Here is an 18456-nt window from a genome sequence, read left to right as displayed (position 1 = left end):
TCGTGCTTCTTATCGGAAAACCGGTTCCCACTTTTCCGGAAGCACTCTGGGCCGCTCACTCACCAGGCGACAAGAAAATCGGGCGCCGAGTCGATCGACTCGGCGCCCTTTGCGTTCTTGGTCGGCGGCTCAGACGGAATTCGCGGGTCCACTGCCGGAGGCGGGTTCGCCGGCCGGCGCGGCACCCGATTGGCGCTTTTGCTCGCGCAGACGGCGCAGCTCGCGGAGCTTCTGCTCCTGCTGAGGCCGTCTGACAAAGATCAGAAACGCATGCAACGCGATGCCTAGGCCCCAGCCCAGTACCACCCATTGAATCCAAAAGGCGTCGCCGGAGATGAGGTTGACCACCGCCAATCCGGCGATGACGGAGAGAAAGACAATGAAGTGCGTATAGAAGCCGTTGATGGCCTTATCGCGCTCACTCTCCATGAGATGTTCGAACAGGTCGTCCATGGCGAGACCTCCCTGGATCTTCGTCGGGAACACTACTCTACACCCACTGGGCCCGCATGAAATGTTTCATAGGGAACAATTGAGGTTTTGTGATCCCGAGCCGGGGGCTAGGCGGCCAGCTCCAGGACCTCCGTGGCCGGACGCATGGCCTCGAAACCCTGGGCCACGAGCCGGCCTTCTGCTGCGTCCGAGACCATGACAATGCGCGTCGTGGGGTTCAGAATCGGGGGCGCAAGCCAGGAGAAATCGGGGGTCAGCTCGGGAATGATGCAGTGCATCATTGCGGCCCGCTCGCCACTTCTCTCGCCGCGCGAGCGGCCGCGCCAGCCGGGCGCTTCCCAATGATTGGCGGCGACGTGGGGGCCCACGTGAACGCGGGCGTCCGTCTCCGTGCGCTCGATGACCACCGTCTCGGCCGGCCGCGTGCCGGCCAGCGAGAAGATGGCGGGCGTCGAGATGGGTGTGCTCGAGAGGCGTTCGCGGGCCTCCGCGAAATCCGACGCCTCCTCGAACACGGAACGCAGGAGATGCGCGGGCGTCGGGTGCGGCATGGTCCAGACGCGACGGCGGCTCACGGCCCAATCGAGGACATAGAACCCTATCGCCTTGCGCATCGGGGCCTGATTGAGTGCGGCCGAAAAGCGACCCGGTGCCATGCCGGTCAGCACGCCGGTGTACCCCGGCCAGGTGAGCGTGACGAAGCGGCCGCGTGGGCTCTGCACGCGTGCAGCGATGACATGCCGGCCGAGCCCCGGCGTGCGCCAATCAAGCACACGCACGAGGCGAGCGCTCCTGCGGCCAGGCCCCGGGGCGACGCGACAGGTGCACGCCCACTCGTAGTTGACGGAAAGAAAATAGGCGCCGGGGCGAGCGAGGCGGGCCGCGATGGCGTCGATCTCGGGCAGATGCGCGTTCTCCCATTTGGCCAGCCAGCGGCGCGAAACCTTGTCGAGCTGGCGCAGCGCCGCCGAAGGAAGAGGCCCGGTTGCGAGATCGAGAAGCGCATGGGCCCGCGCCTCGTGCGCCATCAGCGTCTCCATGGCGAAACCGGGACCGGTGTCGAGCACGGGGATCGGCTGGAGCTTCGGAGAAGCAAGCGCGGCGATCGTCATAAAACTGCGGCCTCCAGCCGCGATCAACTCATGCGACGATGCCTAGAGGTAGGAGCGAACCGAGCGGCGTCAAGCGACATCGCGCAGCGATCGCAAGTGCGTGCCGCTTTCCACGTCGGTGCGCGTCAGATTTTTAGGCAGCCTCGCACAGATACGCAGCAGTTTTCGTCCGAGCTACGTAGGACCCCGCGGTGTGAATGCTGCAGTGCGGCTGTTACCCTCAAACGAACAAATTTCGAGTCTCGCGCGTTTTTTTCGTTGCTGGCGGCGTCGGGATTGCGCCGCGGCCCTTGGCTGGTGGATCTGCAAACAGGAGAGGCGATGGAGCGGCGTACATTTCTGGTTTCCGGGATGGCTGCTCTCTCCTTGATGCGATCTCCGCAACCGAGCTACGCCGAAACGCGACGCGCGAGCAGCAACAGCACGGCGCGACATGTCCGCCAGCTTGCACGTTCGCTCGCCTATCGCCGTTACCGCCCTCCTCCTGAAACTCTCGCCGCTCCGCTTTCAGAGCTCGATTACGACGGCTACCGGGAGATTCAGTTTCGCGCCGAGAAGGCAATCTGGCGGAATGCGGATCTCGGCTTCGAGCTCCAGCTTTTTCCATCTGGCTATCTCTACCGCACGTCCGTCGACATCTTCCTGGTCGAAAACGCGCGCATGCGTCGCATCGAGCCCACTGCCTCGCTGTTCGATTTCGGATCGCGTGGACTCGACGCGGCCGCTCAAGCAACTCTCGGATTTTCTGGCTTCCGCATTCACGCACCTCTCAACAAGCGCGACGTCTACGACGAATTCCTGGTGTTCCAGGGCGCGAGCTATTTCCGAGGCGTGGCAAAGGCGCAGTCCTACGGACTTTCGGCGCGGGCGCTCGCGCTCAATACCGCAGGACCCGAGCCCGAGGAGTTCCCGTTCTTTCGCAGCTTCTGGATCGAGCGACCGCAGACCCCCGATGCGATCACCGTCCACGCGCTGCTCGACAGCCCGTCCGTCACCGGTGCGTACAGCTTCGTGATACGCCCTGGGCGCGAGACGCTGGTCGATACAGATGCGGTGCTCTTTCCCCGGCGTACGCTTCGTAACGTCGGCCTTGCGCCGCTGACCAGCATGTTCCTCAAGAATGCGCACGATCCCGCTGGTCCGTCCGACTTCCGGCCCTCCATCCACGATTCGGACGGGCTTGCGGTTTGGAACGGGCAAGACGAGCGGCTGTGGCGACCGCTGCTCAGCCCACCGGCGTTTCAAGCCAGCTATTTCGGCGACCGCGACCCGAAAGGATTCGGTCTCATCCAGCGCGAAAGACGTTTCGAAGACTATCAGGATCTCGAGGCGCACTATGAACGGCGGCCGAGCGCCTGGGTTGCGCCGAAAAACAAGTGGGGAAAAGGCAGCGTCGAACTGGTCGAGATCCCGACGGATGTCGAATACGTCGACAACATCGTCGCGTTCTGGCGCCCCGAAGGCCCGCTGCTGCCGCACCGCGCTTACAGCTACGGCTACAGGCTCGCTTGGCTGGACGACACTCCGGAAGCCGATCTCCTGCGCGTTCACAAAACGCGGATCGGCACCGGCTCGGCGCCTCACAGACTCCGCTTCGTCGTCGATTTTTCAGGGGGCCCGGGCCAATCCATGGCGAAGGTCGCCGACAGCAGCGCCATCGTCAGCGATGCGCCGCCGATTCCGGTGCGGGACATCGACCTGACGTCGAGCGCAGGCAGTCTCTCCAACGCCGTCGCGCAGGCCAACCCGCATCTTCCCGGCACGAGGGTTGCCTTCGAACTCGACCCGCAGGGGGAGAAAGAGATCGAACTCAGGCTCGCGCTCTCGACGGGAGATCAACGCGCCTCCGAGACCTGGCTCTACCGGTGGAGCGCGGGATGACCGGTCTCAGTCCCGCGGCATGACCAGCCAAAGGATCAGGTACGTCAGAATGCCGGGGAAGCCGATGGATGCCACCGTGGCCACGATGTAGAGCAGGCGCACAATGGTCGGGTCCCAGCCGAGCCAGCGCGCCAGCCCGCCGCAGACACCGGCAATCATCGCGCCTTCGCGGACACGTCGCAACGGCGGTGACGTGTTGGACAAGGTGGGATCTGTCATAAGGCCTCAACTCTGCCAACAGGCCGGATGTTCCATCGACGCTCATCCGCGCGCACGGCTTGCCCGCCGCGCCGCGTTTACCTGGCGTTTACCCTGACATCACTAGCGTCATGAATGTGGCGCGCTTCGCTTTGGGGGACACATGCTCGATGCTGCGGAGGCGGATTCTCGCTGGGCGCTTGGCGATCACAGCGGATCGCTCTCGGGAGATCATCCTCGCTGCAACCGCCGCATCCCAGTCGGTTCGATCGTTCGGGCGGCGCTGTCCTCGTTGAGACCAACGCAAATGGCCGTCGGCATGCGCCAGGTCTCCCGGAAGCTGCGCAAGCTCGAAAAGCGATCGGACGACCCGAGGCGCTTCGACAGATTTCTACAGGACCGCCCCATCCCTGCCGTGTACGGTCCGGGAGGCAGCCTGTTCATCGTCGATCATCACCATCTCGGGCTCGCCTTGTCGCTGGCCGAGCTCGAGGGGACTTACGTGCGGGTCATCGGCGATGCCTCGCGGCTTTCGCACTCGGCGTTCTGGAAACGGATGGAGGCGGACGGCCGGCTCTATCTCTACGACGAGCACGGGCGGCGGGTCTCGCCGTCGATGCTGCCGGAATCGCTCGATGGGTTGCGACACGATCCCTACCGCGATCTGGCCTTCGACGTGCGCCAGGCCGGAGGCTATGACAAGGTGAGCCGGCCCTACGCCGAGTTTCTATGGGCAAACTTCTTTCGCGAGCGGATCGCGCGCTCGGTGGTGCAGCGCGATCCCAAAGCCGCACTCCGGATTGCTACAAAGCTCGCTCGCTCGAAGCGCGCCGCACAGCTGCCGGGCTACGCCTGCTGATACTTTCGGCGGCGACACCGAGCCCGCCCTTGCTACTGCAGACGATCCACAAGGGTGAAGTCCTCCCCGCGCGAACCGAAGCGCGCGGACTGCTCGCCGAATACGGCTTTGCGGGCCGTTGAAACGGCCCGCCCGGCGCCTCCGAGCTCCGCCGCGAGTTTGGGCACTGCCGACTGAACGTGCGAGACCAGCTCCGTCAACTCGATAGTCTTGTTGCCGTTGACGTCGCCGTTGCGCAAGGCATCGAGGATCGACCACGTGAAGATCCCGTGCGATATGCCCGAACGGGCTATGACGCCTTCGTGCGCGAATTGACCGCTGGCTGCGGCGGTCAATACCGGCCTTCCCGTGGCTTCATGCAGACGGCCGATCGCGGCCTCCGATACGGGCGTGTCGGTGCGCGAAACCGTTGCGCCGCCGACAAGGGCTCCGCTCTCGCAGGTGTCGAGCAGGATCAGCGCCTTCCTGGCGTTGACGCGGTTTGCGATCCAATCCTGCAACGTCTCCTGGCCGATGGCATGCTTGGCCAACGCGGCGTCGAAGTCGCCGCCTTCGCTCGAGTAGCCATGCGGAATGAGGTAGAAGCGCCCCTTGCGGGAAATGCCGTGCGAGGCGGCATAGAAGATGAAGACGTCACGGGGATGGATGGCCGCAGCGATACGGTTGATCGCGGCATCTATTCCGCCGGCTGTCGCGGCGCCGTCGATGGCGTAGGTCACATCCACATGCTCGTACTGGCCTTTGCCGGCCTCCGACAGGGCGGCGCCAAAGGCGCGTGCGTCTTTGACCGCGAGCTTGAGCGGGCCGAAGCCCACCTTCTTGCCGGTCACGGCGTCGATGCCCTTGGCGTCCTTGTGATCGTCTACGCCGATCGCGAGCACGTACAGCTTTGGTTTCACGGGCGGAGCATCCGAATTGCGCGTCACCTTGACCTGGGAAGGGAGCGACGTGAGCAGGTTTCCTCCGTTATAGGCGACGACTTCCACCGTATTGGCGCCGGCGTCGAGGGCGATCGACCGTGAGGCGGCGTGCTCGGGGGCCGTACCATCGGGCGCACTCGCAACGCCGACGGTGATGCCGTTCACGCGCCATTCGATGCGGCCGATGCCTCCACCTTGGTTGCTGATCTTCGCAACCGCCGTGCCGACCTCATCGGAGATATCGGCGCCCTCGGCCGGGATGAGAATCTCGACTGCAGGAGGCTTGCCGCTGTCGAGAACCCTATCGAGGCTCACCAGCTCAGCTGCCGTCTTGACCTCCTCATGGGGGTCGCCCGCGAATTTTTCCCGCACGAGATCCGGATTGAACAGGGACTGCCAGATCTGGCCCGCGCTGAACGTGTCGGCACCACGCACCAGAGACAAAAGCTGGGCGCTTCGCGGCGAGGAGGCGCTGAAGAAGCCCTCCGGGGTGATGACGACGCATTCGCCGTTGGCATAGAAGTAAGCTTTTGCGATGAGTGCGCCTGAAGCGGCACTCCAGATCGTGACGCCGCCCACTCCGGCGGCGGCGACCAGCCGGTCGTCCGGCGAGAAGCGCACCTCGTTGATGCTCCCCGTCGCGCCCTCAAGGGCTTTCACCACCGTTGCCGTGGACGGATCCCAAATTTTTACGTTGCCGTTGGCGGCGCCCGAAACGAGCAGATTGCCGTCTGACGAGAATGCAAGATCCTCGATGTTTCCACCGTCTTCCGTTGCGGACGCGACCTCGCGAAGTGTCTTTTGGTCGTGCGACCAGATCCGCAACCGATTGTCTTCGCTCGTGGCTAGAACACGTCCGTCCGCCGACAGCGCGAGACTGTCAGTCCAGATCGACTGCCCATCGAACTTCTTGATCGCATAGACTGCAGACAGCCATTCCTTGCCGTCTTCGAACTTGCGCAGTTCCAGTCGTCCGGCCCGATCGGAATGCGCGACGATCGTTCCGTCGCCGGAAATCGCAACCCGGCTCACGTCGCCATCTAAGGTGTAGCTCAGCGTCCGCTTTCCGCTCACCATGTTCACAAGATCGATCTGAGCCGGGCCGGAGAACGCGGCCCTAGTGCCGTCACGCGACATGGCGATGCTCCACAGCTCGCCGATGCGGAAATGGAATTGTTCGTGCGGACCGGCCGGCGGTCGATCCCAAATCGCAGCCGTGTACTGCTCATAGAGAAGCAGCTTCGACCCATCCGCCGGGTACGCCATCCCCGTGAGTTTGTGAAGAAGCGGGGGCGAGCCGACGGTCGTGATATTTCCCGAGCTCAGGTCGATGATCTGATTCAGCCCCTCGGCGGAGGTGGTCGCGAGTTTCGTGCCGCCATCCAGAAAGGCGAGCGACCGCACCTGTGCAGGTGCCCAGACGGCGGTCTCAGGATTTTTCAGCTCCGCTTTCGTCCAGCCGCCGCCCGACGCCGACGGCGGCACCATATCGCTGGAATCGACTGCCGTCGCGCCGAGGTAGCGGACAAGCTCGCCGGTCGCGAGGTTCATGATCTTGGCTTTCGAATATTCCGGAACGACGACATGCGCCGCATCGGGGAATACGGCGAAGCAATCCGATGTATCGAATCCCAGGGCCTTTATTGCCTTGCCGGTCTCGGCGGAATAGACCAGCGCAGAATCGCTCGATGTCACGAGAACGCGATCGGGGCCGTTGACGAAGCGGGCGCAGGGACCGGTCCTCGTGGTGCTGTGTATGCGACGCACCAGCTTTCCGTCGGATGCGTTCCAGATGCGTACCGAGCTGTCGTCCTTGCTCAGCGACAGAAGCAGCTTTCCGTCAGGCGAAATATCGATGTCATCGATATTGCCGTCGTGACCGGAGATGGTTCGCTCGACCTTTCCGGTGGCCACGTTCCACAACTGGAACGTCTTTTTGAAGCTGCCGCGCGCCGCGATCCAGTTGCCGTCGCGCGACAGCGCGATCTGATCGGCATCCATGGTTCTCAGACCGCCCGTTATGGCCCCGGTTTCCGCGTTTAGGATGCTGAGGCCGCTCGTTCCGGACGACAGGATGCGCGCACCATCCTGGAAAAAGATGGGGTTCTGGCCGCTAAAGGCGCTGTTGTTGGTGGTCCACAACGGGTCCATGCTGTCGATCGACCAGAGAACGATCTTGAAATCCAATCCGGACGACGCGAAGCGCTGGCCGTCGGGAGAGAAGGCGACGTTGAGGATACGATCGTCGTGACCCCTGTAGGTGCGGATCAGGCGTCCGGATTCCGCCTCCCACAGCTTGACGGTCGTATCCTGGCTACCCGTCAGGACGAGCTTGCCGTTTGGCGAAACGGCCACCGCATCCACTTCGGCCGAGTGGGGATCGGCGACTCCGACCTCGACTTTGGATTGGGCGGCGGGTTGGGACATCGGAACGAGCACGACTGCCAGCAGGGCCGCCGCCACACTGCTCAACACATGCCGCATCAGCCGTCGTCCCCCCGTCGCTCCCGGCGCCCGGCCCCCGCCCCGGTGCTCTCGGCCCGCGGGGTCAAAGGCTGGCTTTGTCTTTCGCGCCGTGTTGCCCGCACAATATCAAGTAGCAGTCCGAGGTTTGTAAAAGTCAACGCGTTGACTTCTTTCGGGCTTTCCATCATAAGGGCGCCAGCGCGGCGGGCTGAACGGCCCGTGGCGTTATAGAGCGCTGCCCGAGGCTCAGGTTGCCACTTTAAGCAACCCCTTGAAAGTTCGCGGTTTTTCCGCGGCGCCACAGGGCGCGGATCAGACCTAGAGCGCGGAAACCGCGCGGAAAGAGGCCATCCATGTACGCTGTCATCAAGACGGGCGGCAAGCAGTATCGCGTCGCCAAAGACGACGTCCTCACGGTCGAGAAGCTCGACGGGGACGCCGGAGCCAAAATCGAATTCACCGAAGTGCTGCTGGTCGGATCCGGCGACGACGTCAAGGTCGGCAAGTCGCTGCCGTCGAGCGCCAAGGTCACGGCCGAGCTCGTCGAGCAGACCCGCGGCCCGAAGCTGATCGCGTTCAAGAAGCGCCGCCGCAAGAACTCGCGCCGGAAGCGTGGTCATCGCCAGGATCTCTCCAAGATCCGCATCACCGGCATCAGCGCCTAATCGAACACGTGAGCGCGGACCCCGCTGCTCCGAACAGAAGGACCTAACGTCATGGCACAAAAGAAAGCTGGCGGTTCAACGAAGAACGGCCGCGATTCACATTCGAAGCGCCTCGGCATCAAGCGCTACGGCGGTGAGCACGTGATCCCCGGCAACATCCTCTGCCGCCAGCGCGGCACGCAGTGGCATCCCGGCTCGGGCGTCGGCATCGGCACCGATCACACCATCTTCGCCGTGACCGAAGGCACGGTCGAGTTCGAGACCAAGCGCAACGGGCGCGTCTACATTTCCGTGCGCCCGGAGAAAGTCGCGGCCGCGGAATAAGCGTTCCGGGCTTAACCAACCGACGAGGGGGGATGCGCGTCATCCCCCCTTTTTCGTTCTCGGGCATTGGCGTTTCGATTTATGCTGACGCAAGCAACATCCCGGATCCTCATGCCAAAGCCGATCAAGACACGGCGGCTCGTGCTGCGCGAGCTCATGGACAGCGACGTGCCGCAGCTGGCGCACCTCGCCGGTGACTGGGATGTTGCGCGCATGACGGCTCGCATTCCGTTTCCCTATTCAGAGGAGCTGGCGCGCCAGTGGATGGAGACGCTCACGCCGGGAGAGTTCGTACGCGGGACCACCTTCGAAGGCACGCTCGTCGGTGCGGTCGGCTACGTGCCAAACGACGATGGCTCGGCTGAGATCGGCTACTGGATCGGGCGGCCCTGGTGGGGGCGGGGATTTGCAACCGAAGCCGCCACAGCGCTCGTGCGCCACTGTTTTGCGAGCGGCGGCTTCAAGCGCCTCACCTGCTGCCACTTCGACGACAACCCTGCTTCCGCGAGCGTCATCCGTAAGCTCGGTTTCCGCCCGAGCGGCGCCACCACGGCGTGGTGCGACGCGCGGCAGGGCGAGTTCCCGGCGCAATGCTACGAGCTGAACCGGCCTATCGCGGCCGTGCTGTGGAGGCTCACGGCATGAAGTTTCTCGACCTTGCCAAGATCTACATCAAGGCCGGCGACGGCGGCGACGGATGCGTGGGCTTCCGGCGCGAGAAGTTCATCGAATTCGGCGGACCGGACGGCGGCGACGGCGGCAACGGCGGCGATGTCGTGATCCAATGCGTAGACAATCTCAACACGCTGATCGACTACCGCTACCAGCAGCATTTCAAGGCGGAACGCGGCATCAACGGCATGGGAAAGAACCGTGCTGGTGCAAACGGCAGCGATTGCATCGTCAAGGTGCCGCCGGGAACTGTGGTGCTGGCGGAGGACCAGGAGACGGTGCTCGCCGAGATGACGGAGGTTGGGCAGCGCTTCGTCGTCGCGCATGGCGGCAATGGCGGGTTCGGCAACGCGCATTTCAAGAGTGCGACCAACCAGGCGCCGCGGCACGCCAATCCCGGGCTCAAGGGCGATGAGATGACCATCTGGCTGCGGCTCAAGCTGATCGCCGATGCCGGGCTCGTCGGGTTGCCGAATGCCGGAAAATCGACCTTCCTCGCCGCCGTCTCGGCCGCGAAACCGAAAATCGCCGACTACCCATTCACGACGCTGCATCCCAATCTCGGCGTGGTACGCGCGGGCGATCGCGATTTCGTGCTGGCCGACATTCCGGGGCTGATCGAGGGCGCACACGAAGGCGCGGGGCTCGGCACGCGCTTTCTCGGGCACGTGGAGCGCACGCAGGTGCTTTTGCATCTGGTGGATGCGACGCAGGAGGACGTCGGCGGCGCCTACCGTACCGTGCGCCGCGAGCTCAAGGCCTACGGCGGCGAGCTTGCCAAGAAGAAAGAAATCGTGGCGCTCTCGAAGATCGACGCCGTCGATGCCGAGACCCTGACCACGCGCCTCGCGGAGCTGCAAAAGGCAGCGCGCAAGAAACCGCTCGCGCTCTCGGGCGTCTCCGGGGCCGGCGTGAAGGAAGCGCTTTTTGCGCTCACGCGCGAGATCGGCCGCGCGAAGGCGGACGAGGCGGAGACCCTCGAAGGGACTCCCAAGCCCTGGCGCCCCTAGCTGCTCCCTCCACGGACTGCTCAAGGTCTAGGCACGTCTAAAATGCACGCCCTAAGGCAATCTCCGGATTGCAGCGGCCAAAGGGTCATCACACTTCAAAGCTAGCGTGCTGTTTTCACCCCGATGAGCCGCCCTCTCCGCGCTCCCTAGGGCCGGTTGCCTATGCGAAGTGAAGGCATCCGCAAAAAACGGAACAAGTGGAGAGAATTCGATAACTCATGCGGGGTAACCTATTGAAGTCGAACTCGTCATGATCCAGAGATTAACCGTTGCAGAGGGCACTTGGCAGGCCCCGGAAACGGTTCTCACAAGGCCTTAGGGGGTATTTACGGTGCTTTACACGTCGTCCCATCGCGCCGGCGCGAAAGACATGCTGCTTCGTCTCGGCTCCGCGTCGCTGGCGCTCGCTTTATTCACTCAGGTGTCCGCCGTTCCGGCTGCCGCTCAGGAAGACCGCAAATCACGCGTGCAGAAGACGCGCCCCGTCGAGCAGGCGAAGCCGCTCGAGACGGAAGGGCCGCTCCTGATGCTGGTCTCGCTCAATCAGCAGCGCATGTACGTCTACGATGGCAACGGCCTCGTGGTGCAGACGCGCGTCTCCTCCGGCAGAACCGGCCACGAGACCCCGAAGGGCATCTACAGCATCCTCGAGAAGAAGGTCGATCACACGTCCAACATCTATCTCGATGCCAAGATGCCCCACATGCAGCGCCTGACGATGACGGGCATCGCACTGCACGGCGGCATCATTCCCGGATACCCCGCATCGGGCGGCTGCGTGCGCCTGCCGTATGATTTCGCGCGCCGCTTCTTCAATATGACCGATATCAACCAGCGCGTCGTCATCGCGCCGGACGTCAACGCACCGACGCTTTTCGATCATCCGCTGCTGTTCTCCGCGCTTCCCTCCGTCGCATCGGCCGCGCCGACGAACGATAGAGCGGAGAGCACGGGCAGCAAGGCCATCAAAATCGGCGTCGATGCCGCCGAGACACTGCTCGGCGTCGGCACGGCTCATGCCGCCACGGAGCCGGCTGGCCGCACGCTCGAATCCGCCGCCGAAGCCCGCCGGGCCGAGCGCCAGGGCCTCGTCGATGCCATCACGGCAGCCGGCACGCGGCGCGCCTCAGCGGCCGATGCCGAGAAGGCCGCCGGGCGCACCATTGCGGATGCCAAGACGGCCGCACGTACGGCCCAGAAGGAGGCCAACGCTGCTGCCCGTACGGCCTACAAAGCCAAGGCGGAGCTGCAGTCGCAGGAGCGGTCGGTAAAGAAGATCACCGCGCGGCTCGAGGGCAATACCTCGAAGATGCGCGCCGACAAGCTCGAGGAGCTGCGTGCGCAGGACGCAGCCGAGCGTGCACGTATCGCTCCGGCAACCGAGGAAGCCAATCGCACGGCGGAGGCGGCGAAGGTCGCGCGGGATGCCGCAAAATCCGCCGATCAGGCGGTGGCGGATGCACTCGGCGCTCTCAAGGCTGCCAAGGTCGAGATCAAGGACGCTGCCGTTGCCGAAGCCGCTGCCAAGAAGGCTGTCGCAGCCTTCGACCGGCGGGAGCAGAATCGCGCATTCCCCGTGTCCGTGTTCGTGAGCTCGGCAACCGGCCTCGTGCAGATCCGTCAGGGCTTCGAGCCCGTGATCGAGGCGCAGGCAACGATCGAGAACCCGAACGTTCCGCTCGACACCTTCATCTTCCAGGCCGTGGCCTGGAAGGACGACAGCAAGACCGCGCTCAAGTGGCAGGCGACCGAGGTCAACGAGGACACGACCGGCGTCACGAGCTATGACGATGCGGACGTCTCGCCCAAGTCGAAGAAGGCGAAGGCCCCCGAGCAGGTCAAGATGCCTGTGGTCACGGATTCGGCCAAGGCTTCGCGCACGCTCGACCGCATCAAGCTGCCGAAAGAGATTTCGGAGCGGATCGCCGAAGTGGTGAAGCCCGGCTCGACGCTCATCGTCTCGAGCTATGACGTTTCGCGCAGCGAGACGAAGTATGCCGGCACGGACTTCATCGTGCAGATGCCCGAGGTTGTCGCCAAGATCACGAAGCCGACGCCGCGGCCGAAGCCGATCGAGGTGGTCGAGGACGAGGGCGGTTGCTTCCTGTTCTGCTCCTCCTCGTACTCGTCGAACAAGTACAAGGACAAAGAGAAGTACAAGGACCGGAAGCGTCAGCGCACGAGCGGCAAGTCCGCCGTCTGGTAATCGCCGCGCGCATCCCGGCCTTTCCGACAAACAAAAAAGACCCCGGCGCTCAGGCGAGCGGCCGGGGTCTTTTACTATCGGATGCCGCCGAGCGGAGGCGCGCCCAAGGCGTAGCTTCGATCAGATATCCTGATCCTGCGAGATGACCTGCAGAGAGCCCAGCACCGTGCCGCTCCAGCGTTCCACCTTCTCCGGCAGGAATGTGAAGCTCTGCAGCTTGTAGACGAGGCCGCCTTCCATGACGGTCTGCTCCTTGCCCGGAATGGCCATGGCGGGCAGATACGGCGCACAGGACATCTTGGCGACGCCCTTGTTCACTGCGTTGGCGGCCATGATCTCGGTCTCGCCCCGTGCCTTCGCGTTGAGGAAGGCGATCTGGTCGGCCTTGGCGTCGCAGAAGTACCCGCGGACCCTTTCGGCCTGCTCGCTGCCGGCGGAGGCGCCATGCGCCATGCAGACGGCGCCGAGCGCAGCCACTAGCGCGGTCTTTTTCGCGGAAAAAGCGCCGAAGACGAAGCCATCAGGCATTTGGACCTCCAAGGGTTCGAGACGGATCACGGCGCGCAAGCTCCGTGTGCCCTTTCCTCGACGTGTCCGTCCCTTCGCAGGCCGTTTGTTCTTATTTTTCCCGACAGGCTAAGTGAAACTTAGTATCGTAACAACGCAAAAGTTCTTATCGGCTACGGGCAGTGTTGGCACCAGCCCGAGGCTCTCGCCCCATCACGCGATGCGATCCGGCGGACGGCGCAGCCCGCCGAAGACGACCCCCAGCACCAGGCCGGCGACGAACCCTCCGACATGCGCCATGTAGGCCACGCCGCCTTGCTCGGTCTGTGCCGTATCGGCAATCGAGCCGACGCCGCTCACGAGCTGGAGCACGACCCAAAGCCCCAAGACGATAAAGGCCGGCATGGCAACGACCTGCCGCCCCAGCAGCACATCGACGCGGGCTTTCGGGAACATGAGGAGATAGGCACCGAGCACGCCGGCGATGGCGCCGGATGCGCCGACGTTCGGAATGTTGGAAGCGGGATTGACGGCGTACTGCGCGAAGCTCGCGGCGAAGCCGGCCACGAGATAGAATAGGAGATAGCGCACGGGGCCGAAACGATCCTCGACGTTGTCGCCAAAAATCCAGAGGTAGAGCATGTTGCCGCCCAGGTGCATCCAGCCGCCATGCATGAACATGGCCGAGAGCAGCGTCACCGCGTCGCCGGATGGATTCTCGCTGAAGCGGCCCGGCACAAACGCCCACTTTTCGATGAAGGCGTTGCCGTTCTGAAGCTCGAGGAAGAAGACCACAACGTTGATGGCAATCAGCGCGAACGTCACGACGGGTGTCGCGCGCCGTGCGCTGTTGTCGTCACCGATCGGGAACATGGCCGCTCCTCGCATCCGCGCTTGTACTGGCAAGCCAGTGCATCACGATTCACGCCGGGAATTAAGGGCGACGCGTCGTTTCAACGTCCATCTGAGGCGAATTGGGCACATCCCTCGCGCGCCGCTCCGCATGCCGGCTCCTCAGGCGCGGGCCAGATGCACCTCGGCCGGCTCGCCCAGCCCGCGCCGGACCGTCTCGGCCATGGTTGCGAAATGGCCGGCGTCGACGAAGCTTATCTCCGCTGCGGGCAGGTCGCGGCGAACCGCTGCGATCAAGCCTTCGCGCCGCGGCTCGGGAATGACCTCATCCTTGAGGCCGAATACGAAGCGGCTGCCCGGCGCAAGGTTCGTCAGGTTCTCGACCGTGTGCAGCCCATGCATCACACGCGTGAAGTCGGCGAGGCGATAGCCCTTCGTGATGGCCAGCGCCTTGACCTGGGCGGAGGCGGGGCTCTCCCACAACGTCAAGTCGCCGCGGTCCGCGGATGCCACCGAGCACAATCGCGCGCCAATGCGATTGGCGAGCGCCGTCGCAACGGCATTGCCGATGCTCAGGCCGACGACAAGCACTTGTGACGGCTCGAGACGCGTTCGCGCGACGACACGGACGGCATCATCGATCACCGCGTGCACGGCGCGGATGCACAGCTCCGGCTCGGAGCTGACAATGGCGCGCGGCATCTCGTAGCAAGCCAGGAAGCTCTTCGGCACGCAGCGCGACGCGAGCGCCAGCCGGTACGGCATTCGCCAGGGAAGGCAACAAATGACGGTTGCGCGGGGATCGCCGTCGATACGCGAGAAGACGGTGGACGTATCGTCACCGACGGAACGCGGACACAAAAATTCTCGACCCGGAGACTGAAGCATAGCGTCGTGAAAACGCCGCGCGCGCGCCGATTGTTCCAGCCGCCGCCCGGGGGGCTGCGCAATCAGGTCTCGATGACCTCGATGACACCGGGAACGGTCGTGATGCGTCCGATTGTTTTCGCGGAAAGATCGTATTTGCCCTTAGGGGCGATCGGCACCGGGCGCTCGTAGTCCTCGAGTTGCAGCTCGATGGTCGCCTCCCCCTTGCCGGGACGCAGCAGCGCCTTCAGCTGCTCGAGCCCGGTCGGGTTGCGGTGAAGCGTCTCGCCGTCCAGCAGAATGCGGATCACGCGCGGGATTTTCTCGACCGCCTCGTCGAGCGACGCCACGTTCTGGACGCGCATCTTGAGTGCCTCGCCGTCGCGCTCGCCCTCGACGTCGAGCAGCACTGCCGTGCCGGACTCGAGAAGGTTGCGCGCATTGGCAAGCGTATCCGAGAAAATCACGGCCTCGAACTGTCCGCTACTGTCGGAGAACATCGCGAAGGCGAACTTGTTGCCTTTCTGAGAGCGGCGCTCGCGTGCGGAAATGACGATCCCGGCCAGCCGGCCGGCCGCGGCTCCGCGCGCGCTCGCGGCCTCGAAATCCACGTAGCGGCGCACGCCGAGCTTGGCGAGCGCACGCTCATACTGATCGAGCGGATGGCCGGAAAGGAAGAAGCCTACGGCATCGAACTCCTTTTGCAGCTTCTCCATGGGCGTCCAGGTTTCGGCGGGCTTGAGCTTCAGCACGACGGGTGCGGCGCTGGTCTCCATGCCGCCGAGCAAGCTCCCCTGGCCTGTCTGCTCGTCGTCGGCCTTCTTGCCGGCCTCGGTCATCATCTGCTCGACGTTGGCGTAGACGAGCGCGCGGGAGGGCTCGAGCGCGTCGAAGGCACCGGCAGCAGCCAGCGTTTCCAGGGCACGCTTGTTGACGGCCTTCGTGTTGACGCGGGCAGCAAAGTCCGCGAGCGAGGCGTATGCGCCTTTCCGGTTGCGGCTCTCGACGATGGTCTCGACGGCGGACGCGCCGATGTTCTTCAAGGCTGCGAGCGCGTAGCGGATGGCGCCGTGCTCCTCGTTTTTCTTCGGCGGCTCGGCCAGGAACTCGACGGCGGACGCATTGACGCAAGGCGGCAGCACACGGATGCCGCTCTTCCTCGCCTCGGCTGCAAACATGGCGAGCTTGTCGGTGTTGCCGGCGTCGAGCGTCATGGAGGCGGCCAGGAACTCCTCGCGGAAGTTCGCCTTCATGTAGGCGGTGTGATAGCTGACGAGCGCGTAGGCTGCGGCGTGGGATTTGTTGAAGCCGTAACCCGCGAACTTGTCGACCAGCTCGAAGATGTAGGCGGCATCGTCCTTCTTGACGCCGTTCTTCAGCGCGCCCTCGACGAAGCGCGCCTGCTGCTTCGCCATCTCGTTCTTGTCTTTCTTACCCATGGCGCGGCGCAACAGATCTGCGTCGCCGAGGCTGTAGCCTGCCATCACCTGAGCGATCTGCATGACCTGCTCCTGGTAGATGATGACGCCGTAGGTCTCGCGCAGGATGCCTTGCAGCATGTCATGCAGGCAGTCGACGGGCTCCTCGCCATGCTTGCGGTTGATGTAAGTCGGGATGTTGTCCATGGGGCCCGGGCGGTAGAGCGCCACCATGGCGATGATGTCCTCGAAGCGGTCGGGCTTGAGGCGTTTCAAGCTCTCGCGCATGCCCGTGCTTTCGAGCTGGAACACGCCGGCCGTATCCGCTTTCGCGAGCAGATCGTAAGAGGGCTTGTCGTCGAGCGGCAGCGCGAGAAGATCGATGTCGATGCCGCGCCCGCGCTTCACAAGCTCCACGGCCTTGGTCAGCACGGTCAGCGTCTTGAGGCCGAGGAAGTCGAACTTCACGAGGCCCGCGGCCTCGACCATCTTCCAGTTGAACTGGGTGACGGGCATGTTCGACTTCGGATCGCGGTAGAGCGGCACCAACTCGTCGAGCGGGCGGTCGCCGATCACCATGCCGGCGGCGTGCGTCGAGGCGTGGCGGTAGAGGCCTTCGAGCTTCTGTGCGACCTCCAACAGGCGGGCGACAAGCGGGTCGGAGTCGCGCTCCTCCTGCAGCTTGGGCTCGCCTTCGATTGCCTCCGGGAGCGTGACCGGATTGGCCGGGTTGTTGGGAACGAGCTTGCAGAGGCGGTCGACCTGGCCATACGGCATCTGCAGCACGCGGCCGACGTCGCGCAGCACCGCGCGCGCCTGCAGCTTGCCGAAGGTGATGATCTGCGCGACCCGGTCGCGGCCGTAGCGCTCCTGGACGTAGCGGATCACCTCGTCGCGCCGGTCCTGGCAGAAGTCGATGTCGAAGTCCGGCATCGAGACGCGCTCGGGATTGAGGAAGCGCTCGAAGAGCAAGCCGAACCGCAACGGATCGAGGTCGGTGATGGTGAGGGCCCAGGCGACGACGGAGCCCGCGCCCGAGCCGCGGCCCGGTCCGACGGGGATGCCATTGGCCTTCGACCACTTGATGAAGTCGGCGACGATCAGGAAGTAGCCCGGAAACTTCATGCGGGCGATGACGTCCAGCTCGTAGGCGAGGCGCTTTTCGTAATCCTCGACGGTAAAACCCTCGGCGGGCTTCTGCAGGGCGAGGCGCGCGCGCAAGCCCTCCTGCGACTGGCGCTTGAGCTCGGCCTCCTCGGCGGCGGACTGGTCGCCGTTGGGCGCTTTGTGAGCCGGGACAAAGCGCGGCAGGATGGGCTTTCTGGGCAGAGGCCGATAGGCACAGCGCTGCGCGATCTCAATGGTGCTCTCGAGGGCTTCCGGCAGATCGGCGAACAGCGCGGCCATCTCATCGATGGACTTGAAATAGTGATCGCGCGAGACGCGGCGGCGGTTGTCCTCCGTCACCATGCGGCCTTCGGCGATGCAGAGGAGCGCGTCGTGAGCCTCGTAGTCGTCGGGCTGGGCGAAGTAGACCTCGTTGGTGGCGACGAGCGGAATGCCGAATTCGTAGGCGAGCGCGATCAGCTGCGGCTCGATCTCCTCCTCGGCCTTGAGGCCGTGACGCTGCAGCTCTATGTAGAGGTTGCCGTTGAAGACGCGATGCAGCCGCTTCAGGCGCTCCCGCGCGAGATCGGCCTGACCTTCGGAGAGAGCGCGGGCGATCGGCCCCTCCGGGCCGCCCGTGAGAACGATGAGGCCGTCGCGGTGGGCTTCGAGCGCCTCGAGCTTGATGTGCGTCGGCTCGGCCGGGTCCGGCAGCAGGAACGCCTGGCTCGCGAGCTTGATGAGGTTGGCGTAGCCCGCGGGGGTCGAGGCCAACAGCGCCAGCGCGCCGGCAGGGCGCACGGGGGCTGTGTTCTGGCCGTGGCGCGGAAGGCTATTGGTCTCAGCCGCACCGTCACCGAAATCGGTGGCGTAGGTGGCGCCGACGATGGGCTGGATACCGGCGCCGGCCAGCTTCTCCGAGAACTCGAGCGCGCCGAA

Annotated in this window: 15 protein-coding genes; 7 read left to right on the top strand and 8 right to left on the bottom strand. The window is 64.3% G+C overall.

The window, feature by feature from the left end:
• Window positions 1-129: 129 nt before the first annotated feature.
• Window positions 130-453 (bottom strand): 2TM domain-containing protein, encoded by a 324-nt coding sequence (locus tag QZV93_RS01695; RefSeq protein ID WP_295555452.1) that lies wholly within the window; start codon window positions 451-453, stop codon window positions 130-132.
• Window positions 454-560: 107 nt separating this feature from the next.
• Complete coding sequence (locus QZV93_RS01690) at window positions 561-1565, bottom strand: hypothetical protein (RefSeq protein ID WP_295555451.1); 1005 nt, start codon at window positions 1563-1565, stop codon at window positions 561-563.
• A 321-nt stretch (window positions 1566-1886) separates the two neighbouring features.
• On the opposite strand from QZV93_RS01690, the gene QZV93_RS01685 reads away from it, so the two are divergent.
• Window positions 1887-3446, top strand: a complete 1560-nt coding sequence (locus QZV93_RS01685) for a glucan biosynthesis protein G (protein WP_295555449.1) — start codon at window positions 1887-1889, stop codon at window positions 3444-3446.
• A 6-nt stretch (window positions 3447-3452) separates the two neighbouring features.
• Here QZV93_RS01685 and QZV93_RS01680 read toward each other — a convergent pair whose 3' ends face one another.
• On the bottom strand, window positions 3453-3665 hold the full coding sequence (locus QZV93_RS01680; protein ID WP_295555447.1) for a PspC domain-containing protein: 213 nt from the start codon (window positions 3663-3665) through the stop codon (window positions 3453-3455).
• A 142-nt stretch (window positions 3666-3807) separates the two neighbouring features.
• On the opposite strand from QZV93_RS01680, the gene QZV93_RS01675 reads away from it, so the two are divergent.
• Window positions 3808-4503, top strand: a complete 696-nt coding sequence (locus QZV93_RS01675) for a ParB/Srx family N-terminal domain-containing protein (RefSeq protein WP_295555445.1) — start codon at window positions 3808-3810, stop codon at window positions 4501-4503.
• A 32-nt stretch (window positions 4504-4535) separates the two neighbouring features.
• Here the strand turns inward: QZV93_RS01675 and QZV93_RS01670 are convergent, their stop codons facing one another.
• The gene (locus QZV93_RS01670; RefSeq protein ID WP_295555443.1) at window positions 4536-7907 is read right to left on the bottom strand and encodes a caspase family protein; all 3372 of its coding nucleotides are present in this window, start codon (window positions 7905-7907) and stop codon (window positions 4536-4538) included.
• A gap of 335 nt (window positions 7908-8242) precedes the next feature.
• On the opposite strand from QZV93_RS01670, the gene rplU reads away from it, so the two are divergent.
• The 5 genes from rplU to QZV93_RS01645 all read left to right on the top strand — a co-directional run bounded on the left by rplU (window position 8243) and on the right by QZV93_RS01645 (window position 12766).
• Window positions 8243-8554 (top strand): 50S ribosomal protein L21, encoded by a 312-nt coding sequence (gene rplU / locus QZV93_RS01665; protein WP_295555441.1) that lies wholly within the window; start codon window positions 8243-8245, stop codon window positions 8552-8554.
• Between the two features lie 51 nt (window positions 8555-8605).
• Window positions 8606-8878: a 50S ribosomal protein L27 gene (gene rpmA, locus QZV93_RS01660; RefSeq protein WP_295555440.1), complete on the top strand. Its 273-nt coding sequence runs from the start codon at window positions 8606-8608 to the stop codon at window positions 8876-8878.
• Window positions 8879-8989: 111 nt separating this feature from the next.
• The gene (locus QZV93_RS01655) at window positions 8990-9523 is read left to right on the top strand and encodes a GNAT family N-acetyltransferase (protein WP_295555439.1); all 534 of its coding nucleotides are present in this window, start codon (window positions 8990-8992) and stop codon (window positions 9521-9523) included.
• Complete coding sequence (gene obgE, locus QZV93_RS01650; protein ID WP_295555438.1) at window positions 9520-10560, top strand: GTPase ObgE; 1041 nt, start codon at window positions 9520-9522, stop codon at window positions 10558-10560. The genes QZV93_RS01655 and obgE overlap by 4 nt, the downstream gene beginning before the upstream one ends.
• Window positions 10561-10891: 331 nt before the next feature.
• On the top strand, window positions 10892-12766 hold the full coding sequence (locus tag QZV93_RS01645) for a L,D-transpeptidase family protein (protein ID WP_295555436.1): 1875 nt from the start codon (window positions 10892-10894) through the stop codon (window positions 12764-12766).
• 120 nt (window positions 12767-12886) lie between these two features.
• Here the strand turns inward: QZV93_RS01645 and QZV93_RS01640 are convergent, their stop codons facing one another.
• The 4 genes from QZV93_RS01640 to dnaE form a co-directional block, all read right to left on the bottom strand.
• Window positions 12887-13294 carry a hypothetical protein gene (locus QZV93_RS01640; protein WP_295555434.1) on the bottom strand — a complete coding sequence of 136 codons (408 nt, stop codon included), beginning with the start codon at window positions 13292-13294 and terminating at the stop codon, window positions 12887-12889.
• 192 nt (window positions 13295-13486) lie between these two features.
• Complete coding sequence (locus QZV93_RS01635) at window positions 13487-14146, bottom strand: rhomboid family intramembrane serine protease (RefSeq protein ID WP_295555432.1); 660 nt, start codon at window positions 14144-14146, stop codon at window positions 13487-13489.
• 141 nt (window positions 14147-14287) lie between these two features.
• The gene (locus QZV93_RS01630; protein WP_295555430.1) at window positions 14288-14986 is read right to left on the bottom strand and encodes a hypothetical protein; all 699 of its coding nucleotides are present in this window, start codon (window positions 14984-14986) and stop codon (window positions 14288-14290) included.
• 89 nt (window positions 14987-15075) lie between these two features.
• A partial coding sequence (gene dnaE / locus QZV93_RS01625; RefSeq protein ID WP_295555428.1) for a DNA polymerase III subunit alpha occupies window positions 15076-18456 on the bottom strand: 3381 nt, incomplete at its 5' end.

The organism is uncultured Hyphomicrobium sp., from assembly GCF_902826555.1.
Classification (GTDB): domain Bacteria; phylum Pseudomonadota; class Alphaproteobacteria; order Rhizobiales; family Hyphomicrobiaceae; genus Hyphomicrobium_C.
The sequence above is the reverse complement of the archived record's forward strand: the minus strand, read 5'-3'. Positions and strand labels throughout refer to the sequence as shown.

Bases quoted from the DNA above. Each gene is read 5' to 3' on its own strand.
- QZV93_RS01635 (WP_295555432.1), bottom strand. From the start codon at position 14,146: ATGTTCCCGATCGGTGACGACAACAGCGCACGGCGCGCGACACCCGTC.
- QZV93_RS01670 (WP_295555443.1), bottom strand. From the start codon at position 7,907: ATGCGGCATGTGTTGAGCAGTGTGGCGGCGGCCCTGCTGGCAGTCGTG.
- QZV93_RS01640 (WP_295555434.1), bottom strand. From the start codon at position 13,294: ATGCCTGATGGCTTCGTCTTCGGCGCTTTTTCCGCGAAAAAGACCGCG.
- QZV93_RS01680 (WP_295555447.1), bottom strand. From the start codon at position 3,665: ATGACAGATCCCACCTTGTCCAACACGTCACCGCCGTTGCGACGTGTC.
- rpmA (WP_295555440.1), top strand. From the start codon at position 8,606: ATGGCACAAAAGAAAGCTGGCGGTTCAACGAAGAACGGCCGCGATTCA.
- obgE (WP_295555438.1), top strand. From the start codon at position 9,520: ATGAAGTTTCTCGACCTTGCCAAGATCTACATCAAGGCCGGCGACGGC.
- QZV93_RS01655 (WP_295555439.1), top strand. From the start codon at position 8,990: ATGCCAAAGCCGATCAAGACACGGCGGCTCGTGCTGCGCGAGCTCATG.
- QZV93_RS01685 (WP_295555449.1), top strand. From the start codon at position 1,887: ATGGAGCGGCGTACATTTCTGGTTTCCGGGATGGCTGCTCTCTCCTTG.
- rplU (WP_295555441.1), top strand. From the start codon at position 8,243: ATGTACGCTGTCATCAAGACGGGCGGCAAGCAGTATCGCGTCGCCAAA.
- QZV93_RS01690 (WP_295555451.1), bottom strand. From the start codon at position 1,565: ATGACGATCGCCGCGCTTGCTTCTCCGAAGCTCCAGCCGATCCCCGTG.
- QZV93_RS01695 (WP_295555452.1), bottom strand. From the start codon at position 453: ATGGACGACCTGTTCGAACATCTCATGGAGAGTGAGCGCGATAAGGCC.
- QZV93_RS01675 (WP_295555445.1), top strand. From the start codon at position 3,808: ATGCTCGATGCTGCGGAGGCGGATTCTCGCTGGGCGCTTGGCGATCAC.